The sequence below is a fragment of the Burkholderia sp. NFPP32 genome (assembly GCF_900119325.1).
GTDB lineage: Bacteria > Pseudomonadota > Gammaproteobacteria > Burkholderiales > Burkholderiaceae > Burkholderia > Burkholderia pyrrocinia_C.
Window position 1 is genome coordinate 130,504 of the sequence record NZ_FPJP01000009.1, and the last position, 22,866, is coordinate 153,369.

17 protein-coding genes, 1 pseudogene and 2 riboswitches are annotated in these 22,866 nt (G+C 65.6%); of the genes and pseudogenes, 6 read left to right on the plus strand and 12 right to left on the minus strand.

Features of this window, described 5'->3' with window-relative positions; all coding sequences use genetic code 11:
- Window positions 1-33 precede the first annotated feature (33 nt).
- The 3 genes and pseudogenes from BT264_RS18785 to BT264_RS39995 form a co-directional block, all read right to left on the minus strand.
- On the minus strand, window positions 34-1,059 hold the full coding sequence (locus BT264_RS18785) for a response regulator (RefSeq protein ID WP_072439696.1): 1,026 nt from the start codon (window positions 1,057-1,059) through the stop codon (window positions 34-36).
- The gene (locus tag BT264_RS18790; RefSeq protein WP_256260670.1) at window positions 1,059-2,429 is read right to left on the minus strand and encodes a sensor histidine kinase; all 1,371 of its coding nucleotides are present in this window, start codon (window positions 2,427-2,429) and stop codon (window positions 1,059-1,061) included. The genes BT264_RS18785 and BT264_RS18790 overlap by 1 nt, the downstream gene beginning before the upstream one ends.
- A 515-nt stretch (window positions 2,430-2,944) precedes the next feature.
- Window positions 2,945-3,175 (minus strand): annotated as a pseudogene (locus BT264_RS39995) (ISNCY family transposase); the annotation flags it as partial.
- A 465-nt stretch (window positions 3,176-3,640) separates the two neighbouring features.
- Between BT264_RS39995 and BT264_RS18800 the strand changes: the two are divergent.
- The 5 genes from BT264_RS18800 (at window position 3,641) to BT264_RS18820 (ending at window position 10,080) form a co-directional block, all read left to right on the plus strand.
- A complete protein-coding gene (locus BT264_RS18800) occupies window positions 3,641-5,338 on the plus strand; it encodes a M4 family metallopeptidase (protein ID WP_072439694.1) in 1,698 nt (565 codons plus the stop codon).
- Between the two features lie 38 nt (window positions 5,339-5,376).
- Window positions 5,377-5,685 carry a hypothetical protein gene (locus BT264_RS18805; RefSeq protein ID WP_072439692.1) on the plus strand — a complete coding sequence of 103 codons (309 nt, stop codon included), beginning with the start codon at window positions 5,377-5,379 and terminating at the stop codon, window positions 5,683-5,685.
- Window positions 5,686-5,928: 243 nt separating this feature from the next.
- On the plus strand, window positions 5,929-7,419 hold the full coding sequence (gene ansP / locus BT264_RS18810; protein WP_072439691.1) for an L-asparagine permease: 1,491 nt from the start codon (window positions 5,929-5,931) through the stop codon (window positions 7,417-7,419).
- 126 nt (window positions 7,420-7,545) lie between these two features.
- The gene (locus BT264_RS18815) at window positions 7,546-8,901 is read left to right on the plus strand and encodes a nitrate regulatory protein (protein ID WP_072439689.1); all 1,356 of its coding nucleotides are present in this window, start codon (window positions 7,546-7,548) and stop codon (window positions 8,899-8,901) included.
- A gap of 336 nt (window positions 8,902-9,237) precedes the next feature.
- The gene (locus tag BT264_RS18820) at window positions 9,238-10,080 is read left to right on the plus strand and encodes a formate/nitrite transporter family protein (protein ID WP_072439687.1); all 843 of its coding nucleotides are present in this window, start codon (window positions 9,238-9,240) and stop codon (window positions 10,078-10,080) included.
- Between the two features lie 72 nt (window positions 10,081-10,152).
- Here BT264_RS18820 and BT264_RS18825 read toward each other — a convergent pair whose 3' ends face one another.
- From BT264_RS18825 to BT264_RS18850, 6 genes are read right to left on the minus strand one after another with little or no spacing between them, the layout of a single operon-like run.
- On the minus strand, window positions 10,153-11,067 hold the full coding sequence (locus BT264_RS18825; protein WP_072439864.1) for an ABC transporter ATP-binding protein: 915 nt from the start codon (window positions 11,065-11,067) through the stop codon (window positions 10,153-10,155).
- A gap of 45 nt (window positions 11,068-11,112) precedes the next feature.
- Entirely contained in the window at window positions 11,113-12,087 is a 975-nt protein-coding gene (locus tag BT264_RS18830; protein ID WP_034182273.1) for an ABC transporter permease, read from the minus strand.
- Window positions 12,088-12,135: 48 nt separating this feature from the next.
- The gene (atzF, locus tag BT264_RS18835) at window positions 12,136-13,986 is read right to left on the minus strand and encodes an allophanate hydrolase (RefSeq protein WP_072439685.1); all 1,851 of its coding nucleotides are present in this window, start codon (window positions 13,984-13,986) and stop codon (window positions 12,136-12,138) included.
- The gene (uca, locus tag BT264_RS18840; protein WP_072439683.1) at window positions 13,983-17,573 is read right to left on the minus strand and encodes an urea carboxylase; all 3,591 of its coding nucleotides are present in this window, start codon (window positions 17,571-17,573) and stop codon (window positions 13,983-13,985) included. The genes atzF and uca overlap by 4 nt, the downstream gene beginning before the upstream one ends.
- Window positions 17,570-18,226 (minus strand): urea amidolyase associated protein UAAP2, encoded by a 657-nt coding sequence (locus tag BT264_RS18845; protein WP_072439681.1) that lies wholly within the window; start codon window positions 18,224-18,226, stop codon window positions 17,570-17,572. The genes uca and BT264_RS18845 overlap by 4 nt, the downstream gene beginning before the upstream one ends.
- Before the next feature lie 10 nt (window positions 18,227-18,236).
- Window positions 18,237-18,992: an urea amidolyase associated protein UAAP1 gene (locus BT264_RS18850; RefSeq protein ID WP_072439679.1), complete on the minus strand. Its 756-nt coding sequence runs from the start codon at window positions 18,990-18,992 to the stop codon at window positions 18,237-18,239.
- 58 nt (window positions 18,993-19,050) lie between these two features.
- A riboswitch (guanidine-I (ykkC/yxkD leader) is annotated at window positions 19,051-19,186 on the minus strand.
- A 457-nt stretch (window positions 19,187-19,643) separates the two neighbouring features.
- Window positions 19,644-19,766: riboswitch (guanidine-I (ykkC/yxkD leader) on the plus strand.
- Between the two features lie 136 nt (window positions 19,767-19,902).
- Between BT264_RS18850 and BT264_RS18855 the strand changes: the two genes are divergently transcribed.
- Entirely contained in the window at window positions 19,903-20,934 is a 1,032-nt protein-coding gene (locus tag BT264_RS18855) for an ABC transporter substrate-binding protein (protein ID WP_072439862.1), read from the plus strand.
- A gap of 300 nt (window positions 20,935-21,234) precedes the next feature.
- Here BT264_RS18855 and BT264_RS18860 read toward each other — a convergent pair whose 3' ends face one another.
- From BT264_RS18860 to BT264_RS39250, 3 genes are all read right to left on the minus strand, one after another.
- Complete coding sequence (locus BT264_RS18860; RefSeq protein ID WP_072439677.1) at window positions 21,235-21,423, minus strand: CsbD family protein; 189 nt, start codon at window positions 21,421-21,423, stop codon at window positions 21,235-21,237.
- Window positions 21,424-21,600: 177 nt separating this feature from the next.
- Window positions 21,601-22,026 carry a PRC-barrel domain-containing protein gene (locus tag BT264_RS18865; protein ID WP_072439675.1) on the minus strand — a complete coding sequence of 142 codons (426 nt, stop codon included), beginning with the start codon at window positions 22,024-22,026 and terminating at the stop codon, window positions 21,601-21,603.
- Between the two features lie 642 nt (window positions 22,027-22,668).
- The gene (locus tag BT264_RS39250; RefSeq protein WP_177318385.1) at window positions 22,669-22,839 is read right to left on the minus strand and encodes a hypothetical protein; all 171 of its coding nucleotides are present in this window, start codon (window positions 22,837-22,839) and stop codon (window positions 22,669-22,671) included.
- Window positions 22,840-22,866 lie beyond the last annotated feature (27 nt).

Consider the following 22,866-nt stretch of genomic DNA (forward strand, 5'->3'; position numbering starts at 1 on the left):
CGCCTAAGCGTCAATCACATTGATGCGGGGGATTCACGCCCGTGAATCCCCTTTTTCATCCATATGTCGATCAAGGCGGTCGAGATAGTCGTCGTAGGAAACGACGGAACCCAGCTCGAGGCCAGGCGGATTCTTGATGACGCTGCACGTATAGACTTGCTGGCCTCGCACGACCGTCGCGGAATGCATGTACGGCTGCCACGACGCGCACCCGATCGGATAGTACCCTTCCGAATCCGGAAAGTAAGGCGCACGATGGCCATTGTCGAGCTCGGCGAGAAACGCGGCGGGCGCGCCGCGCTCGACGGCGATTTCGCGGGTCGCGCGCAGCGCATCCTCGGTGTGCACGAGAAGCAGATAAGGTGTGCCTGCACTATCGAGCATCACGAGCCCCGTCGGGCGCGTTGACAGGTAATGCTCGACAATGCCGAGCTCGCGAAAGATTTCCGTCGCCTTCGCGGCGAATGCCGGATCAGCCAGAAACCGGTACTCGGACAAGCCGAGCGCTTCGATGACCGTGCGTTGCGTCTGGTGCAGATACGCGCGCTTCAGCTCGTCGATCGCTTCATTGAGGACGGGAACGACGTGAACATCCTGTTTGCGAATGAACCGGTCGATGAGGCCTTCGTTGAAGCTCTTGACGGCCAGCTGTTCATTGGCCTTCCCGGTAAGAATGATCTTCTTGATGGCCGGATTGACGATGCGCCGGCAGACTTCCAGGCCGTTCATGCCCGGCATGTCATAGTCGACGACGACAACCGACGTCCTCTCGAATCGTCGCGCGTTGTGCATTTGGCGTCGGATCGAGTCGATCCGAATTGCGATCACCTCGTGGGCGTCACTCTGTTCCATCCGATCGTGATAGCGGCAGAGGAAGTCTTCGGCGGCGAGCGGCTGGATCGCTTCGTCGTTGATAACGCTGATCGCGCGCTTTGCCGAATGGAAGAAGCGAAATGCCAATTGTGTGTCGAGCTGCAAGCTCAGATTGGCGAGAAAGGATGCACTGTCGTCAATGAAGCCGACCGTGGTCGGGAATGCGAAGGGTTCGATCATGATCATTAGGGCAACGGAAAGGTCAGTACAAACTGTGTGTACGCGTTCTTTGTCGACGTGCACTCGATCGTCCCGCCGATTGCCCGCATCACATCACGACAGAAGGCCAATCCGATCCCGGCACCGAGCGAGACATCATCGTTGATCACCGAAGAGGTGCAAAAACGCGTAAAGATGTGGGGCAGCGCGTCGGGCTCGATTCCCGACCCGTTATCGCGAAACACTAGACGGTTCGCTCGCTCCGAGCGGTGGAGCCGAATCGAAATGTTGCCATTGTCGATGCCGCTCAACGAGCGCAGCGCATTTTTGATGAGATTGAACAGCACGTGTACGATCAGCGTCTCCGAACCGTGAAATTCGAAGTCGTCAGCGAGATCACAGCGGATTTGGTCGCGCTCGACTCCGCGGAACGGGTAGCGATGCAGGGTCGTTTCAACACAGCGCGCGATTGAGCAGCGCTCGGCCCCTTGATTGAAGCCGCCGGTAAAACGCGCATTGACGAGTAACATGTCGATCACCGAATTCGACAGCAAAGCCTCTTGTTCGATCCGTTCAAGCACGCCGTGCATCGACGACAGATGCGCGAAGCGGATTTTCGGAATGTGAAGGCCGCTGCGCTGCGCGAGGTCGTAGCTGGCGAGCAGCTGAGGCAGAAAGCGGCTTAGTCCCGCTGCGCCGGCACGGATCGCCAGGAGCGGCGTGCGAAGCTCATGCGCGACGCTGCCCGCGGTGGCGACCATCGCGCGCTCTTGCTCGAATCGAATGCGTGCCGTGTCGTAGTTGGCTACGGCACCGATGAGGATCGCGAACGCAAGGATAGCGAGATGCGAGAAATATGGCGTATCGAGATGAACCGGCGTCGTAGTTAGGCAATAGGCGACGACGGCCAAGCCGACGCCCGCGACGAAGCTAAGCAGCAGCATGAGCCAGTCAAGCAGCAGCACCGCCACGAACGCGGCGATCAAGCTGCTCTCGACCCAAACCTGCGAGCCATCATTTTTCAACAACATGAACGTGAAGAAAAATGGTAGCGCATAGAGAATAATCGCGTACCAATAGTAGGGCAGAAACCCGCGCACGACAGCCGGCCAGCGGTGATGAAACAAGACGGGCAGAAAGAGTATCGATCCGATGAGCCGCAGCGATAGATTCTCGTAGCGTTGCGGAAAGACTTCGTGCCAGATGTAGTAATAGAGCGGGAAGCCGATAATGGCGACGATCGCGAACGGACGCAGGCGCCCCTCGACATATTGCATATTGCGCAATGCCGGTTCAAACGCCTTATGGATGCTGCGCTGCAGCGAATTGCTTCGGCGCTGAACGTGCATGCTGCTTCTCTCTCCAAATTTGTGTTTTTGATATGCCTTCAGCCCCATTCGCCCCTCGTCGAAATTTGAAGAATTCAGGCATTGGCAAATATACTGGCTTCCTGCAGTTCCCTCGCCAGCATGCTATCAGCAAAACCTCGCAACAAACGCCCCTCGCGGCTGATTAGTCGGCACCGGCAGAGCTTCTGCCTCGGCCGACGAGTGTTGTTGCCGATTGATTTTAGAAGCCAGCGGCGTTTTTACCCTTCGACCCATTTTAGCGTGGGTATCTCGATGGTCGACAGGTTACGCCACGGTCCCGGCGAATGCCAAGCTGCGTGAGGATTAGTTAACACACTCGTATTGACATAGATCGGCAGCTTCGCGGCCAGGCTTGCCACACGTGGCCACGATGGCGCTACCCGGTCAGCTTCGTTTCCTTGTCCGCATACTCGCCCGGCAGGCAGGCGCAGCCGCGTTGCGCTTGCCAGTGCGCTTGCCAGTGCGCGTGTCCGCGATCGTCTGCAGGCGCTCATGAATATGCGAAGCTTCGCAGATTGCAGAGGTTTTTTTGGTTAGCGGTCGCGGCAACACTCGAAGTAGCTGAAGGTCGATTCGGTCTGCGTGAAGTGCAGCATCATCAGTCGGATCGTCGTGTCGTCCACATACACCAGCAGCGTGCAGGCAGGCGTCCGTTCCTCGAACCATCGATGATCGCTGCCAGTCGATCTGGCTCAACTCGCCCGGGCACGCCCGGCGCGCCCTCGGCTGGAAACCTTGGATGGACGCTGCCGGCGCGGAATCCACAGGCCGGAAGCCATCACCAGCGTACGAATCGATCATTGCGCATCCAAAGACACTCGCCGTCACAAATGATAAACACATCGCCATTAATCAATGGCATTACAACAAAAACGACAGCAACAATCAAATCGAATATTTAATAAAGTAAATTATGGCCGTCGTTGTCGCTCCGCTCCACATCGCCCGTTCCGCTCGAGCAGCGCTCCGCCCCGTTCCCCCTCTCTCCCCAAGCGCACTCCGCCAGCGCGATGTCACCGATACCGCCCAATCGACCGACAAGATCATTTCATATTTCTCACCAAACCCCGGCTTGATTAACATCGAAATAATAAAAAATTAATCCATCAGAAAATATCTTGTAATTATAAAAACGACCTTCTAGCATGCCCCTGCGGTTCGCGACATGTCTCATATCAAAGTTTGTCCTTGATGCATTCCTCGAAAATCACGCTTTTATTCATAATCTGGGGGATTACATGAAGAAACTGTCTCGTCTGCTGTCCATCACCGCGATTACCCTCGCCAGTCTCAGCGCTTTTGCCCAAGCCGGCGACCAGCCGGCCGCGGTCGACAGGGCGCTGCAACTGATCCAGCAGAACCCGTCCGCCTTCAGCCTGGCTACCGGCAGCGCCGCTCGCACCTTGAAGTTCGCGGCGCCGCAGGCGAGCGCGCCGACGGACGGCGACCAGTTCCAGGTACGCGACGTGATCGTCGATCCCGACGGCACCGAACACGTGCGCTTCGACCGCTTCTACGCGGGTCTGCCCGTGATCGGCGGCGACGTCGTCGTCCATTCGAACCAGGGGCAGCTGAAGCAAGCGAGCCTGACCCAGCCCGCGCCGATCGATCTCGCCGGCAAGATCGGCAAGGTCGGCGACCGCTTCGTGGTGCGCAACGCGCCCGACGTGGGCGCCGCCAGGGTCAAGCGCATCGCGGCCGCGCGTTTCAACTCGGACGTGCGTCGAGTCGATGACGCGGAGCTCGTCGTGTTCGCGCGCGACGTCACGCCGACGCTGGCCTACGCGGTGCGCGTATACGGCAAGGCGACCGACGCGCACGGCGACGCCGTGCTGTACTACGTCGACGCGCGCACGGGCACCGTGCTCGACGCGCAGGACCTGATCAAGACCGCCGCCGCGACCGGCACCGGCCGCTCGCTGTACTACGGCAACCTGACGCTGACCACCGACCAGACCGGCACGAACGCGTACCGGATGCTCGATCCGACCCGCGGCAGCGGCTCCGTCTACGACGGCCGCGGGCTGATCGCGGAGGACGTCGAGCAAGCGACCGACCTGCCGATCTTCACGAGCAGCACGAACGTGTGGGGCAACAGTTCGACCACCGACCGGCAAACCGTCGCCGCCGACATCGACTACGGCCTCGCGTTGACTTGGGACTACTACAGGACTACGCACAACCGTAACGGCATCTTCAACGACGGGCGCGGCGTGAAGAGTTTCGCGCACGTGGTGTTCGACACCGGCAGCGGCACGACCGGCGCGAACGCGGCATGGATGCCGTCGCACATCATGGTGTACGGCGACGGCCAGTCGGGCACGAGCCTGCCGAAGCCGGTCGTATCGGTCGACGTGGCCGGGCACGAGATGAGCCACGGCGTGACCGAGGCCACCGCCAACCTGAACTATTCGAGCGACGCGGGCGGCCTGAACGAATCGACGTCCGACATCTTCGGCACGCTCGTGAAGTTCTACGCGAACAATCCGAACGATCCCGGCAACTACGTGATCGGCGCGCGCGTGGTGAGCGGCGGCCTGCGCAAGATGTACAAGCAGGATCTCGATGGCCGCTCGTTCAGCTGCTATCCGTCCGGCGGTTTCTCGTGGTCGAATCCGCGTCACGATCCGCACTTCACGTCGGGCGTGGGCAACCGCTTCTTCTACCTGCTGTCGGAAGGCCCGGCGGTGCCGTCGACCGACACCGGCCTGTCGAGGACGCAACTGGTCTGCAACGGCGACACGACCTTCAGCGGCCTGGGCCGCGAGAAGGCCGGCAAGATCTGGTACCGGACGCTGACCGTGTACCTGAACGCCAACTCGAGCTACCCGAGCGCGCGGCGCGCGTCGATCCAGGCGGCGAACGACCTGTATGGCGCGAACTCGGCCGAGAGCGCAACGGTCGCGCGCGCATGGAGTGCGGTCGGGGTGAATTGATCGCGCTTGGGTGGGCGTATTGAACGCCGGAAGGTCGCGTGGCGGTCCTTCGCTTCGGAGGAAAGCGAACCGATCGAGTTCACGCGGCGCTCGGGCATGAGCAAGGCACGTGTCGATCAGCCGCCTGCGATTGCAGGCGGCCGATCGGCTTCGGACTCGGCCCGACGCTGATTGCGCTCGTCGCCGATCGCGTGTTCGGCCATCCGATGATGATCGGCAACGCGAGCGGCATCATCTGCATGATCGCGGCCGCGCTCGCCATCGAAGCTGCGGTTGACGAAATTCGGCGCACAAGCCGAAACGGTGCACCGTCGAAGGCAACGCACCCCAAACGGGAAGCCATATAACGAAAAGCTTTCCATCAAACCCTATGCACGGATTCGAACAGGTTCAGTCCAAATTTGCATGCTGTTTGTGAGCGGAATTACGGCTGAATACTTTCGTGTCTGACCGTGCCCCTCGCCGTTGCCGGCGAGCCGCGACCAGGATGCCCGACGTGTCTCCACGCGTCGTGGTCGCAGGTGCCGGTGGGTCCTGATCGTCACGCGATCCGGATGAAAGCGATCACGCAAATGCAAGAGGGTGCAGCCATGGCATCGATTCCTGAACCGTCGCCGACCGGCGAAACCAACAACCGCAGCTGGCTCGAATCCCACGAGGCCGGCTATCACAAGACGCTCGGCAATCGACAGGTACAGATGATCGCGATCGGCGGTGCGATCGGCACGGGGCTTTTCCTCGGGGCCGGCGCGCGACTGCAGGCTGCGGGGCCGTCGCTCGCCATCGTCTACCTGGTGTGCGGCGTGTTTTCGTTCCTGATCCTGCGTGCGCTCGGCGAGCTGGTGATGCACCGGCCGAGCAGCGGCAGCTTCGTGTCGTACGCACGCGAATTCCTCGGCGAGAAAGCGTCTTTCGTCGCGGGCTGGATGTATTTCCTGAACTGGGCAATGACCGGCATCGTCGACATCACCGCGGTCGCGCTCTACATGCATTACTGGACGCCGTTCGCCGGTATTCCGCAATGGATCTTCGCGTTGATCGCGCTCTGCATCGTCGCCACCATGAATCTGATCGGCGTGAAGTGGTTCGCCGAAATGGAGTTCTGGTTTGCGTTGATCAAGGTCGCCGCGATCGTGCTGTTTCTCGGCATCGGCTCCGTGATCCTGGGCACCGGCGGACACGTCGCGGGCCATGACACGGGCATGCACCTGATCACCGACAACGGCGGTTTCTTCCCGCACGGACTGATGCCGGCGCTCGTGCTGGTGCAGGGCGTGGTGTTCGCGTTCGCGGGCGTCGAACTGGTCGGCACGGCCGCAGGCGAATGCAAGGATGCGCGCAAGGTGCTGCCGCGCGCGATCAACAGCGTGATTTGGCGCATTGCGATCTTTTACGTCGCGTCGGTCGTCCTGCTCGTCTGCCTGCTGCCCTGGAGCGCGTACAAGGCAGGGCAAAGCCCGTTCGTCACGTTCTTCGGTGCGCTCGGCGTTCCCGGTATCGGCTCGGTGATGAATCTGGTGGTTTTGACGGCGGCGCTGTCGAGTCTCAACTCGGGGCTGTATTCGACCGGGCGCGTGCTGCGTTCGCTGTCGATGGGCGGCTCGGCGCCTGCGTTCCTCGGGCGGATGAGCGCGCAATCCGTGCCGTACGCGGGCATTCTCGTGACGGTCGCGATCTACGTGATCGGCGTGCTGCTCAACTATCTCGTGCCGTCGAGCGTGTTCGAGATCGTGCTGAACATCGCATCGCTCGGCATCATCAGCACGTGGGGGTTCATCATCGTCTGCCAGATGAAATTCCGGGCAGCCGTCAAACGCGGCGAAGTGGACGACGTGCCGTTCAGGATGCCCGGCGCGCCGGTGACGTCGTGGCTCACGCTGCTGTTCCTGCTCGGCGTGCTGGTATTGATGGCATTCGACTACCCGAACGGCACGTGGACGATCGCGTCGATTCCGCTGGTCGCACTGCTGCTCGTCGCCGGCTGGAAGTGGTTAAGCGGCCGCGCGCGCCGTGCGTCGCTCAAACCGACGATTCCGTCGGTCACGCTCACGCAGAGCGTCCTCGAAAAGGGCGACGACTAGGCGACGCCCGATGCGGAACCGAAACGCGTCGGTGGAGCCCGGCACAGCGACTCCGCCCTCCTGCGACACCAACATTTATTGTCCGCACTACACTGCACTTAGCCCCTGCCGCCGTTCAACGCCGCCATGTCCGCCACCGCCCTGCAATTCGCGCTGCTCGCCAAGCAGCAGGAAATCGCGTCGCTGCGCCGCGTGGCCGAACAGATCGAGCTGATCGACCTGCTCGGCCGCCTGATCCACGCGCTGCAGCGCGAGCGCGGCGCGACCAGCATCTATCTGGCGTCGCTCGGCAAGCGTTTTGTCGCGGAACGCGCGGCGGCACGCGACGAATCCGCACCGCTCGTCGCGCAGCTGCGCGAGCGCCTGGATCTGGAACTCGCGCCCGCGCGCGGCTCGACGTCGCGCCTGCTGTCGCTGATCGCATGGGTGCTGCTCGACCTGGAATCGCTGGATGCGCTGCGGGAACGGATCGACCGCATCGCGCTGTCCGCGCCGGACTCCGTCCAGGCGTTCAGCACCGTGATCGGCGGCCTGGTGGAGCTGATTTTCCAGCTCGCCGACAGCGCGGCGGATCCGTCGGTATCGCGCATGCTGATCGCGCTCGTCCACGTCGTCGAAGGCAAGGAGGAAGCGGGGCAGGAACGCGCCGTCGGCGCGCACATGTTCGCGGCGGGCGCGTTTTCGGCGGACCAGCAGCAGCGCCTGCTGTATCTGATCGCGGCGCAGGAGCGCAGTCTCGAAGTCTTTGCGAATTTCGCGAGCGCCGAGCAAAACGCATGGCGGGAGACGCGCATGACGGGGCCGCACGTGGCGGCGCTCGAGAAGCTGCGACGCATACTGTGCACGGCGCAGGCCGGCGACACGCTCGATGCGGGCCTGAGCGAAGCCTGGTTCGACGCCGCAAGCGCCCGCATCGACGATCTCTGGCACCTTCAGATCGCGCTGACGCTGCAGGTGCAGGAAACGTGCGACGCGCGGATCGACGACGCGCATCGGACGCTGCGCGACTCCGAGCGCCTGATGGCGCAATTGCGGAACAACCCGCCGCCGCATATCCAGGCGCTCGCCCATTTCTTCGCCGGCGATCCGCTGTCGGCGCGCGCGGCGGTTCACGAACTGCCGGAGCGCCTCTCCGGCGCCGATCCGTCGACGCTCGCCAGCCTCAAATCCCTGCTGGAATCGCAATCGGCGCGACTGGCCGGCGCGGAGGTCGAACTCGACGCCGCACGTCGCGCACTATACGAACGCAACCTCGTGCAGCGCGCGAAAAACACGCTGATGACACGCTTCAAGCTGCGGGAGGACGAGGCGTACCGGATGCTGCAGAAAGCGTCGATGGACCGCAACCGGCCGCTTGCCGATATCGCGGAAGACGCGCTGACGTCGCCCGAGCGATTCGTCGACGAGCACGCGCAGCCCGCCGCGCGGCGACGTGCGCAGCGAAGCGCGCCGAAGGCACCGCGCGACGACGGCACGACCTGACCTGTCCGGAGCGCGCGCCGCGCCACGCACCGCGGTAGCGCCCACGGCGCGTGCAGGAGGCGCGAATTGCACCGCGCGAGTGCGATTCGCGGCGATCGGCTCGCGAGCGCCGCCCCCGGCATGTCGCGCCCCGCCTGCCTGCATCGCGATTTCCCCGCCACTGGTATGAAAGTTGCGAACAACACGTTCGTCGGGCTAATGGCGGCCTGACGGTCGCGCCATGTCGAACCATGGCGGACGATCCCGTGGATAACAGCGTCCGCGCCGGGCACTCGCATGTCGAGCGAGTGCCCGGCGCGGTTTTTTTTTGCCCGCCCAACCTTACGAGCGCACACCATGGCCTACCTCACGCCCAACGAGTTCGTCACCAAGATGGTCGACGCCGGCGAATCGAAACTGTCGATGTCGACCCGCGATACGCTGATCCGCGCGTACATGGCGGGCGCGATCCTCGCGCTCGCGGCCGCATTCGCGGTCAGCATCACGATCAACACCGGCAACGCGCTGGTCGGTTCGCTGCTGTTTCCGGTCGGATTCTGCATGCTGTACCTGCTCGGCTTCGACCTGCTTACCGGCGTCTTCACGCTCGCGCCGCTCGCGGTGATCGACCGCCGGCCCGGCGCGACCTGGGGCGGCGTGTTCCGCAACTGGACGCTGGTGTTCTTCGGCAATTTCGCGGGCGCGCTGACGGTCGCGCTGTTCATGGCGATCATCTTCACGTTCGGTTTTTCGGAAGCGCCGAACGCGATCGGACAGAAGATCGGCGGCATCGGCGAAGCGCGCACGCTCGGCTATGCGGCGCATGGCGCCGCCGGCATGCTCACGCTGTTCGTGCGCGGCGTGATGTGCAACTGGATGGTATCGACCGGCGTGGTCGCCGCGATGATGTCGACGTCCGTTCCCGGCAAGGTGATCGCGATGTGGATGCCGATCCTCGTGTTCTTCTACATGGGCTTCGAGCACTCGGTCGTGAACATGTTCCTGTTCCCGTCCGGCCTGATGCTCGGCGCCCACTTCACGATCGTCGACTATCTGCTGTGGAACGAGATCCCGACGGTGCTCGGCAACCTGGTCGGCGGGCTGCTGTTCGTCGGCGCCGCGCTGTACAGCACGCACTACAAGACCGCGCCGAAACGCGTGCCCGCTTCGCCGGTAGGCGTCGTCGCGCGCAAGGCCTGATCCACCCACGGCCCCGCGGCAACCCGTGACAGGCCGCCCCGCTGCGTTCGTCGCGCAGCGGGGCGGCGGACGTCATTCGACGTTGTCCGCGACGTCCGTCATCCGGATCATGTGCGGGCGCACCGCGTCTTCGTCCGGCGCCTCGTCCGTCGGCTCCGGATGGATCAGCGCTTCGAGCCGCGCCTTGGTCGCGATGAATTCCGGCGTGTTGAACTGCGAATAACCACGCGGGCGCGGCACCGGCACCTCGATCAGCTCCTGCACTTTGCCCGGATTGGCCTTCAGCACGAGAATCCGGTCCGCGAGCAAAATCGCCTCGTCGAGATCGTGCGTGATGAACAGCACCGTCACGTCGATGTTGCGCCAGATGTCGAGCAGGTGCGCCTGCATCTTCGCGCGGGTCTGCGCATCGAGCGCGCCGAACGGTTCGTCCATCAGCAGGATGCGCGGCCGGTTCGCGAGCGCGCGGGCAATCGCGACGCGCTGCTTCATGCCGCCCGACAACTGGTGCGGATACACGTCCGCGAAACGCGTGAGCCCGACGAGATCGAGCCACTGCAGCGCCTCGCGCTCCGCCTCGCCGCTGCTGCTGCCGTTGCGCTTCAGGCCGAACATCACGTTCTTCTTCACGGTCAGCCACGGAAACAGCGTATAGCCCTGGAACACCATCCCGCGATCGGCGCCGGGGCCCTGCACGGGCTCGCCGTCGAGCAGCACGTCGCCGCTCGTCTGCGACTCGAGCCCGGCCAGGATGCGGATCAGCGTCGACTTGCCGCAACCGGACGGCCCGATCACGCAGACGAACTCGCGCCGGTGAGTGCGGAAGCTGATGTCGTCGAGCGCGACCACTTCGCCCTGCGGCGACCGGAAGCGCTTGCCGAGATGGCGCACGTCGAGGATCACGTCGCGCGCCTTCAGGCGTGCGAAGCGTTCGCTCACGGCGTCTGACTGGAGCAGGTAGTCGGGAAGGCTGTGCGGATTCTGCATGATCGTTTCTTCCGAAAGGATGCGGTAGGTCATCGTCTTCAGCCGTCACGCCTTCAGCGTGCGGTCCCATGGAAACAGCCTGCGGCCGAGCAGCGCGAGCACGATGTCGGTCCCGAGGCCGATGATCCCGATCATCAGGATCGCTGCATAGACGTTGTCGAAATGCTGGTAGCGCGCCTGCTGGCTGATGTACCACGTGATGCCCGAACTGGTGCCGACCAGCTCGGCGACGATCAGGTAGGTCCACGCCCAGCCGAGCAGGATCCGCTGGTCGCGATACAGGTCGGGCAGGATGCCCGGCACGACGACGTGCGCGATCAGCCCCGGCTTCTTCGTACCGAGCGTCAGCGCCGCCTCGAACAGCCCGTACTCGAGCTTGCGCGTGGTGTTCGCGACGATCAGCACCTGCTGGAAGAACGTCCCGATCACGATGATCGCGATCTTCGGCGCATCGTAGATGCCGAGAATCGCCACCATCAGCGCGCCGAATGCCGGTGCGGGCAGATAGCGGAAGAACTCGAAGAACGGCTCCTGTAGCCGCGCGAGCGCGCTGAAAGTGCCGCACACGATGCCGATCGGCACGCCGATCGCCGACGAAATCACGAAGCCCCAGAAGATGATGCGGATGCTGTGCCACAGGCTTTCGTGAAGCCATACGCCGTCGCGCGAAGCCGGCGGCGTCGTGAACGCCGTGTAGAACGCGCGCAGCACCTGATGCGGCGCGGGCAGGTACACAGGGTTCGCGCGCTCGCCTTCGGGCACGGCCGCATGCGTCGCGCGCGCGTGCGCGAGTTCGTCGTCGAACACGTCGCGGTCGATCTGCATGCCGGGCTGGAAATAATCGACGCTGCCGGGGTTCGTGATGCGCACCTGCGGATGCCAGACGAACGGCACGTAGCTGAGCACGCACCAGACGGCGAGCGGCAGCAGGAAGGACGCGACGCCGAGCGTCCACTTGCCGCGGGTCGACAGCTCGCGGCGCACCGCGAGCCAGTCGGTCGTATTGCGGGTCACTGACATGGTGAATCTCCGTATCGTGTTGCTTGCCGGTCGCGGGCGACCGGGCGTTCAGCGCGGCGCGCCGTTCGCACGGTAGGCACGCCAGCCGCCGAAGCGCGTGATGTCCACGGCGCCGTCGAGCGCAGCGGGTTCGCAGAGAAAGCCCTGCACCTGCGCGCCGTCCGCGAGCGTCAGCGTGCCGATGCCGAGCGGCGCGCCGATGCCGGCGACGAAGCTGCCGTAGGCCGCGACCGGCATCTCCCAGATCTCGACCGCGATCGCCGCGCCGTCTTCCGGCACGCGCACGAGGCCCGGCTTCGCGACGCCGCCCGACACGGCCGCGCTCAGCGCGTAGAGGCGATAGGCGGGCGCGGTGGTCGTCGCGGCGACGAAGCGCGCGCCGCGCTGCGTGAGCTGCCCGTTCAGCGGTTCGCCACGCAGATGCGCGCCGACCACGGCCACGCGCACGACGCCCGCCGGCGCGGCGAGCGGGAGCGTGGTGGTGACGTCGCCCTCGCCAGCCTGCGCAGCACCCCACGCGTCGGCCAGATCGAGCAGCATCGCGTCGTCGTGCGCGCGGCCGACGAACGTGATGCCGAACGGCAAACCCGCATGCGGCCCGGTTTCGCAGACGCCCGCCGGCACCGCGATCGCGGACAGGTCGAGCAGGTTCACGAAGTTCGTGTAATAGCCGAATCGCGCGTTGACGCCGATCGGATCGGCTTCCAGTTCGTCGACGGTCGCGGTCGTCGCCGACGTCGGCATCACGATCGCGTCGATATCGTCCCAGGCGCGGGCCGCGTCGACGCGCAGCGCGGCGAGCCGGTCGAACGCCGCGAACGCGTCGGCGGCGCTGAACCGCGCCGCGCCGCCGACGATCTCGCGTATCACCGGATGCAGCGCGTCGGGCCGCTCCGCGAAGAACGCGCCGATCGCAGCGAGCCGCTCGGCGACCCACGGCCCTTCGTACAGCAGCCGCGCGGTCGCGAGGAATGCATTGAAATCGATCTCGACGATTCGTGCGCCGGTCGCCCGCAGGCGTTCGATGGCCGTCTGCCACGCGGCCCGATACGACGCGTCGCCGAAGAACTCGAGCTGATCGGCGCGCGGCATGCCGAAGCGCATGCCGGCGAGCGGCCGAGCGTGCCGCGCATGGCTGCCGTCCGCGTCGAGCAACGGCTGCCACGCGCGTCCGTACGGATCGCCGTCCGTCACGCCGTGCGCAACGGCGAACACCGCGCGCGCGTCGCCCGGCGCATGCGCGAACAGCGACACGCAGTCGAGCGACCGGCAGGCCGGCACCACGCCGAGCGTGCTCAGCACGCCCTTGGTCGGCTTGAGCCCGACGAGCCCGTGAAACGCGGCCGGCACGCGGCCCGATCCGGCCGTGTCGGTGCCGAGTGCGAACGCGGCGACGCCGAGCGCGACGGCCACGGCCGATCCCGAACTCGATCCGCCCGACGCATAACGCGGGTCGAGCGCATTGCGGCACGCGCCGTACGGCGAGCGCTGCCCGGACAGCCCCGTCGCGAACTGGTCGAGATTGGTCTTGCCGATCGGGATCGCGCCGGCGGCGATCAATCGCTCGACGACCGGCGCGCTGCGCGACGGCACATACGCGTAAGCAGGACACGCCGCCGTCGTCGGGATGCCGGCCAGGTCGATGTTGTCCTTGATCGCGAACGGCACGCCATACAGCGGCAACGCGGCGATGTCGCGTCCAGCCAGCGCATCCGCGTAGCGCGTCATTTCGTCGTGCGTCAGCGGCCGGATCCACGCATGGTGCGGATCGCCCGCGTCGAAGTGCGCGGCGATCGCATCGACGAGCGCATGCGGCGTCAGGCCGCCGGCCTCGTACCGCGCGCGCAGCGCGGCGATCGAGCGCAGGTCGGGTAGCGGATGACGATCGAAGGGCTTCATGCGACCTCCTCGGCCGCGCCGGCCTTCATCACCATCAGCCGCTGCCCGGCGACAACCGCCGCGCCCGGCACGCAATCGACCGTCTCGATCACGCCGTCTTCCATCGCCACCACGGACACCTCCATCTTCATCGATTCGAGAATCGCGACGACCTGCCCCTCGGTCACCCGCGCGCCGGCTTCGACCAGCACCTTCCATACGCTGCCCGACACGTCGGCGGTAATGCCGCGCTGTACGTCGGCGAGCGTGTCGCCGGCCGGCGGCGTACCGGCATCGCCCTGCCCGGCTTCGCCCGCATACTCGGCGTGGCCGGCGGCCCGCCAGCGCTCGCGCTCGTCATCGAACGCGGCCTGCTGCATCGTCTTGAACGCGGCGATCGATTCGGCCTCGTCGCGCAGGAAGCGGTTGTACGCGCCGAGATCGAACACGGATTCCTCGATCTTCAGTTCGGCACGGCCCGCGATGAAATCCGCGCGCAGTTCGGCCAGCTCGGCTTCGCCGACCTCGTAGAAACGGATTTCGTCGAAGAAGCGCAGCAGCCACGGCTTGCCGGGCTCGAACGCGCGCGTCGTCCGGTGACGGCTCCACATCTGCACCGTGCGGCCGACGAACTGATAGCCGCCGGGCCCCTCCATTCCGTACACGCACAGGTACGCGCCGCCGATGCCGACCGCGTTCTCCGGCGTCCACGTGCGCGCCGGGTTGTACTTGGTCGTCACGAGCCGGTGCCGAGGATCGAGCGGCGTCGCGACGGGCGCGCCGAGATAGACGTCGCCGAGCCCCATCACCAGATAACGCGCGTCGAACACGATGCGCTTCACGTCGTCGATGCTGTCGAGGCCGTTGATCCGGCGGATGAACTCGATATTGCTCGGGCACCACGGCGCGTCCGGCCGCACCGACTGCATGTAGCGCTCGATCGCGACGCGCGTCGACGGGTCGTCCCACGACAACGGCAGATGCACGATCCGGTTCGGCACGCGCATGTCGGCGACGTCGGGCAGCTCGCGCTCGGCTGCCTGCAGATGCGCGAGCAGCACATCGAGCGGCAGCGTGTGCGCATCGAAATGCACCTGCAGCGAACGAATGCCGGGCGTGAGGTCGAGCATGCCGGGCAGCCGGTGCGCATCGAGCCAGCACATCAGCGCGTGCACGCGAAAACGCAGATTCAGGTCGAGCACGAGCGGGCCGTATTCGATCAGCACGTTGCGGTCGCCCGAACGCCGGTAGACGACGCCGATGCCGTTGCCGGCCGCCGGATCGCGGTACAGCACGCAGTCGTCCGGCGCAGCCGCGTTCGACGACGCAACCGTTGACGGCAATGTGTGCGCCGGCGATGCAACCACGCGCGCGAACTGCACGGTGTCGCCCGGCCGCAACTGCCCGAGCTTCCACAGCTCGTCGCGCACGACCGTCACCGGGCACACGAAGCCGCCGAGGCTCGGCCCGTCGGGCCCGAGTATCACCGGCATGTCGCCGGTGAAATCGACCGCGCCGATCGCATACGCGTTGTCGTGGATGTTCGACGGATGCAGGCCCGCCTCGCCGCCGTCCGCGCGCGCCCATTGCGGCTTCGGGCCGATCAGCCGCACGCCCGTGCGGCTCGAGTTGTAATGGACCGTCCAGCGCGTGTCGTACAGCATCGCGATGTCGTCCGCCGTGAAGAAATCCGGCGCGCCGTGCGGACCGTCGAGCACGCCGAGCGTCCACGCGTGCGTCAGCGCGGGCCGGTCGGCTTCGGCCAGCGTCTTGCCGGCTTCACCGCGCCCCGCGTCCGCATGAAGGTGCAGCACGTCGCCCTTGCGCAGCGCGCGGCCCGCGTGGCCGCCGAACTGGCCGAGCGTGAAGGTCGCCTTGCTGCCCAGATAGTCGGGCACCTGCAGCCCGCCCTTCACCGCGAGACACGCGCGCACGCCGGCGCCCGTCACGCCGCCCAGCTTCAGCACCGCGCCGGGCGCCGCGCGCAGCACCTGCCAGAACGGCGCGGGTGCGCCGTCGAGCGTCGCCGCGAGCGGCGCGCCGCCGAGCACGAACAGCGTGTCGGCATTGAAGCGCAGCGTCGCGCCGACCATCGTGAACTCGAGGCCGGCGGCGTCGCGCGGATTGCCGAGCAGCGCATTCGCGAGATCAAACGCGCGGTCGTCCATCGGACCGGACGGCGGCACGCCGACGGCCCAGTAGCCGACACGGCCCGGCGTCTGCTGCACGGTCGTCTGCACGCCGCCGTCGAGCACGTCGATCGTGTGCGGCGCGAACGCGAAACGCGACAGGAACGCGGTGGTCTGCGCACCGCGCGCGAACGTGTCGGAACCGGCGATCGCGCGCAGGTAGTCGAGATTGGTCTCGATCCCGTACAACTCGGTGGCGGCCAGCGCGTCGCGCAGTGCCGCGAGCGCGTCGCGGCGCGTGTCGCCGCGCACGATCAGTTTCGCGAGCAGCGGATCGTAATACGCGCTGACCTCGGTGCCCGCATCGATCCACGTATCGACGCGCACCGCGTCCGGAAACGCGACATGCGTGAGCACGCCCGCGCTGGGCCGGAACTGCTGGTGCGGGTCTTCCGCATAGAGCCGCACCTGGATGCTCGCGCCGCGCGGCGCGACGGCGAGCGTATCGAGCGGCGGCAGGTCGCCTTCGGCCTGCAGGATCATCCATTCGACGAGATCGATGCCGGTCACGGCTTCCGTCACGCAATGCTCGACCTGCAGCCGCGTATTCACCTCGAGAAAATAGCAGCGGCGCTCGCGCGCATCGAACACGAACTCGACCGTGCCGGCCGACGCATAGGCGACCGCGCGCGCGAGCCGCACCGCGCTCGCGTGCAGCGCGGCGCGCTCGCCGTCGGCGAGATCCGGCGCGGGCGTTTCCTCGATCACCTTCTGGTTGCGCCGCTGCACCGAGCAGTCGCGCTCGCCGAGCGCAATCACGCCGCCGCGCCCGTCGCCGAAGATCTGCACCTCGATGTGCCGCGCCTGCTCGACGAACTTCTCGAGATAGACGCCCGCATGCGCGAAGTTCGCGCTGCCGAGCCGCACGACGGATTCGAACGCCGCCGCGAGCTGCGCGGCGTCGCGGCACAGCGACATGCCGATGCCGCCGCCGCCCGCCGTGCTCTTCAGCATCACCGGATAGCCGATCGCATCGGCTTCGGCGAGCGCCGTCGAGACGTCCGCGAGCAGCCCGGTGCCCGGCAGCAGCGCGACGTCGTGCTCGCGTGCCAGTTCGCGCGCGGTATGCTTGAGGCCGAACGCGCGCATCTGCGCGCCGCTCGGCCCGATGAAGCGCAGGCCGGCGGCCTCGCATGCGTCGGCAAACTCGGCGTTCTCCGACAGGAAGCCGTAGCCGGGATGCACCGCCTGCGCACCGGTCGCGCGCGCCGCGGCGAGGATCGCGGCGACGTTCAGGTAGCTGTCGGCCGCCGGCGCGGCGCCGACGCAGACGGCTTCGTCGGCGAGCGTCACGTGGCGCGCATCGCGATCGGCATCCGAGTAGATCGCGACCGACGCGATGCCGAGCCGCTTCAGCGTGCGGATCACGCGGCAGGCGATTTCGCCGCGGTTCGCGACGAGGACTTTTGCGAATCTCATTGCGGTCCCCAGATCGTCAGCCGCACCGGCGTCGGGTTATAGCCGTTGCACGGGTTGTTGAGCTGCGGGCAGTTCGAGATCAGCACCGTGACGTCCATCTCCGCGCGCATCTCGACATACTTGCCGGGCGCGGAAATGCCGTCCTCGAACGTCAGCCCGCCGAGCGGCGTGACCGGCACGTTCATGAAGAAATTGACGTTGCCGACGAGATCGCGCTTGGTCAGCCGCGCGCCGGTGCCGCATGCGCAATGCGCGATCGCGTTGAGGAAGCTGTCGCGGCAGTTGTGCATGTGGCGCTTGTCGAGCGCGTAGCGCACCGTGTTGCTCTCGGCCGCGCACGCGCCGCCGAGCGTGTCGTGGCGGCCGCAGGTGTCCGCAACGATCGTCACCATCGGGTTGCCGAGACTGGACAGCAGCACGCTGCCCGCGCTCAGGTACAGGTTGCGCTGCTCGCGGATCGTGTCCTGCGCGCTATAGCGCTCGTCGGGCGCGTCGGTGCGATAGAACAGCGTATCGACGGCCTGGTTGCCTTCGAGATCGAGGATGCGCAGCACCTGCCCGCGCTTCACGTCGTGCAGCCATGGTTCGCCGGCGTTCAGCGTGGTGTCGTAGATCGCGTGCCGCGGGTCGAGGCGGCTTTCGATGATCGGCATGTCGGGCTCCTTACGCGAACAGTCGGTCGGTGTTGACGAAGCCGCGCGTGTTCTCCGCGCACGCGGTGCGGCACGGATCGTCGTCCGGCGCGGCGCCGTCGGCGGGATACGCGCGGTATGCGATCAGCTTCACGGGTTTCGGCGCATAGGCCGGCTGCGGATCGAGCGGATGCGGCGCGGTCGAAAACGCGGCGAGCGTGTTCATCTCGAAGCGCAGGTCGAACGCACTGCCGGCCGGCGAGTGGCCCGCGACGAAGTCGAGCGACCCATCGTCGCGCGGCGCGAGCTTGCTGAAGAAATTGACGTTCGCGACGAGATCGCGCGCGGACAGCCCGTATTTCGCGAGTTCGAGCACGAGGCTGTCGCGGCCGTTGCGGATCATCGCGTTGCGATCGGCCTGATACGACGACGGGCCGTACTTGCGCGCGAACAGCCGCGCATCGCCGATGCCGCCGAGCGGATCGTGCCAGCCGAGCGTATCGGCCGTGATCGATGCGATCACGCGGCCCATGTCCGTATACAGCGCGTGGCCCCGCGTCAGGTGCGCGGTGTGCTGCGCCTTCAGCGTATCGGCCATGTTGTAGCGTTCGAGCGGATCTTCGTGACGATGAAACACGGCGGACAGGTTCGCGCCGCCGTCGAGATCGACGATGCGCAGCGCGAGGCCGCGGCGCAGGATGCCGGACCAGTGGGTTCCGGCGGGAACGACCGTTTCCCACACGACGTGCGGCAACGGGGCAAGCGGGGCTTGGGGGCTCGGCGACATGGCGGCTCCTCGGATCGGTTGGACAAAAGGCGTGAGAGGGCGACCGAACGACATCGCGACCTCCCGGGCTTTTGTCCCTCCGTGGAGCCTCGCCGGATCCTCGCAACAAGGCAGGCGGCAAGACCGGATTGCTCTCGGACCAGGCATCGCACGGCGTGTGACGCCGCGCGACCGGAACCCTAGCGATCCTGAAGATGATGCAAATTGCTTCGCACCTCTCGGACGGTGAATAAGCGAGTTGCATGCCAGCGCGTGCATCCGGGCACGCGCGGCCCCGTTCGGCGGGGCATGGGACGGCGAACGGCACGCCATGCACGCGCTTCGGCCCGCCCTCCCGTTGGGCAGCCTGCGCACCACTCGAACGCGGCCGGCACCAGCGCGGGGCAGCGATACGCACGCGCACCGCGTGCGATCGCAATGGCACGGCCATTGCTGAATACGCACACCGTCACTCTGTCCACCGATCGCTCATGAACAAACTCGACCTGCTTCGGCGCGCGCTGGCCGCGCTCTTCTCAGCGCGTTTCATCGAACTGCAGCGTGCCGCGCGCCGTCGCTGAGGGGTGCGTTTCCGACACACGTCAGCCGCCGGATCACACCGCTGGCATGCTTCTCGCTCGCTCCGGTGCCGAGAGGTGCGGCGGTGTCGCATCTTAGGGATGCTAGGGTTCCGGTTCGTCGAACGTCTGGTCCGAGAGCAGCCCGGCGTCGGGGCGTACGGTCGTCGGACCGCGCGCGCATGGCGCTACACGGCGGGACAAAAGCCCGGGAGATTGGCGATGGCGACGGCCGTCGCGCCTCTCCGTGGCCGGTCGTTCGTCCCGCATCCGCAGGAACCGGTCACGCGGCCGGATCGCGCATGGGCGCGACCCGTGCCGACGATCCCGATCCCGGTCTCCTGGAGAAAACGATGACCCGCCTCGCCTCGCCGTTCCGCCGCCTGCTGTCCTCCCGGCACCTCCGTTCCGTCCGCCATGCGCTCGCCGCCGTCGCCGTCACGACGTCGCTGTTCGCCGCGCCCGCCGCGCATGCGGCCCCGCCGCTGAAAATCGGCTACAGCGACTGGCCCGGCTGGGTCGCGTTCCAGGTCGCGCTCGACAAGGGCTGGTTCAAGGAAGCCGGCGTCGACGTCGATTTCGAATGGTTCGATTACTCGGCGTCGCTCGACGCGTTCTCCGCCGGCAAGCTCGATGCAGTCGCGGTCACCAACGGCGATGCGCTCGTCACGGGCGCATCCGGCGCGAAGAACGTGATGATCCTGCTCACCGACTATTCGGCGGGCAACGACATGATCATCGCGAAACCGCCGCTGCGGACCGTCGAAGGCCTGAAGGGCAGGAAGGTCGGCGTCGAGCTCGGGCTCGTCGATCACCTGCTGCTCGAAACCGCGCTGCAGAAGCACGGACTGAAGGACGGCGACGTCACGCTCGTCAACGCGAAGACCAACGAACTGCCGCAGGTGCTCGGCGCGTCGTCCGACATCGCGGCGGTCGCGGCGTGGCAGCCGAACGCCGGCGAGGCTCTGAAACGCGCGCCGGGTGCGCGCGCGATCTTCACGTCGGCGGATGCGCCGGGGCTGATCTACGACGCGATCACGGTGACGCCGACCAGCCTCGCCGCGCGCCGGGCCGACTGGGCGAAGGTCGTCAAGGTCTGGTATCGCTGCGTGGCCTACATCAACGATCCGAAGACGCAGGCCGACGCGGTGAAGATCATGTCCGCTCGCGTGGGCCTCACGCCGGCGCAATATCTGCCGCTGCTGAAGGGCACGCACCTGCTCGATGCCGCTGCAGCGAAGCAGGCGTTCCGCAAGGGCGACGGGCTCGACTCGATCTACGGATCGACCCGCAACGCGAACGCATTCAACGTGCGCAACGCGGTCTACAAGCAGTCGCAGGATATCGACGCATATATCGATCCGCGTCTCGTCGAATCGCACTGACGGCGGCGGGCGGGACCCGCCCGGAACGATGTCGTTTGTCGATATCGAGCGACAGCCGCCGGGGTTCGAAAGATGCCGAGGATCCCGGCGCAAGCGTGAAGGCGGTGTTCACGCTTGAACGCGGCTTCCGGCCGAATGAAGACACGCTTGTCGCGACGATTCAACGCCCAATGCTTGCGCGTCGACAACGGATTCACCGGATTGAATATCTGCGATACGGGTAACGATGGACAGCGGCAATTGCGCCGCGATCGGATGCCGCACCGTCGCGGCATCCCTCTGTCGAGACTGACGCGGCGATCAATGCCCCTTCTTCGCCTGCTTCCTGACCGCTTCCTTGGCGTCACCGTATTTCTTCTGTACTTCGCCGGCTACCTGCTGGGCATCGCCTTTGATTTCCTGCTTCACGTTACCCGTGGCCCGGCCAATCACCTCGTTGACCTTGCCCTTTGCCTTTTTCGCGACACCCTTGACTTGATCCTTGTTCATGATGAATGCTCCGGTCACACCTGCTGGCTGGATAACCTGCCGCCCGTCGAGATCGGCGCGTTGACCGATGCACGCGATACGGCAGAATCTGAAAAAGCAGCAATCGCTCACCGCATACCGCAGTCACGCTGACGCGTGCATGGCGGAAAGCCGGCCGAGCCTCCTGCTGACGTGTCACTACATCGGCGGCGTGTTACCCGAATGAAGCGCCCACCCCCATTGCGAATCCGCCATCGCAGGCCAATGGTCCTTGTCGAATCCGGAGGCGCTCTTCATCCGCTCTTCCGTGGCGTCGAGCCGGAAGCATTTCTCGTCGGTATCCAAGGTGAACGCTCCCCAAGGCACGGCAAAAAGTTTGTCGCCCATCCCGAGAAAGCCGCCACACGACAGCACGACGTACGCAATCCGGCCGCTGCATACGTCCAGCATGATGTCGATAACCTTTCCGATCTCCTTGCCATCGGACGATAGAACCTTGTCGCCAGTCAGCGTGGTGGCCGCCATGACGTTGGGGCCGGCCCCGCCTGTGCTGGTTGCGTGACCGATGATCCGGGCGCCGCTGCTGTTGCTCGGCGGCTGATTGCTGGGAGAAACGAGTGTCATGACCTGCTCCTGTGTTCATTGACCGAAATGCCGGCGCGCGGCGCCGGCTAGCGTGACGGTGCGACGCTCGCGCCGATCCGGCTCTGTTTCGAGCCAGCGCGCCGCGCGCTTCGCCTGCAATCGCCCGCCGTCATGCGGGCCGAAAGACATGCTCGATTCGAGTGTTTCGTGCCGGCATGCGCGCGGGTTGCCGTGACATGCTCACTGCCTGAGCATCGCTTTGAGCGCCATCGTTTCGCGGCCGCGGTATCCGTTGCTGTCGAGGCGATGACATTGGAAGCGCGGCGCATCAACGATGCTCGTCGAGGTGCCCTGCCGAGGGGGCTCGGCGCCGATGCGTGCTCTGTTCGCATAGCGCGCATGAGGCAGGAGGGCACTTCCGAACGGGCGCGACATGCGTTCCTGTCAGGTCAACCAACCCTATGCGCGACCAGCCCTGAAGTCGGTACGCTGCCGTACCCATGCGGGAGCGGCTGTGAGGCGATCGCGGCCGCCTGTGGCGGGCGCTGTCGCGACCTCAAGCGTCGATTGCAAATGGCAAGCCGATTTTCGAAGCATGCGGGCATCGAGAATGGCGAACACACCTCTGCCCGTCGAATGCCGGAGTCTCTCCAAATATGTCGGGAACGGTAAATCGGTGACTTAACTGAAGCGATTCAGCGATCCGGGGCTGGAAATCGTGTTGCCAGTCAGCCCCTGTCGATGCACATCGCGAGAAATCATGCCGTCCTCCACGACCGCGCACATCGCGACGAACAACATGATCGCGATTGCCATAAGGCCGGCGTAGCCGATGATCCTGAGCGTCTTCATTTCGCCTCCTGCCATAAGCGATGGCTG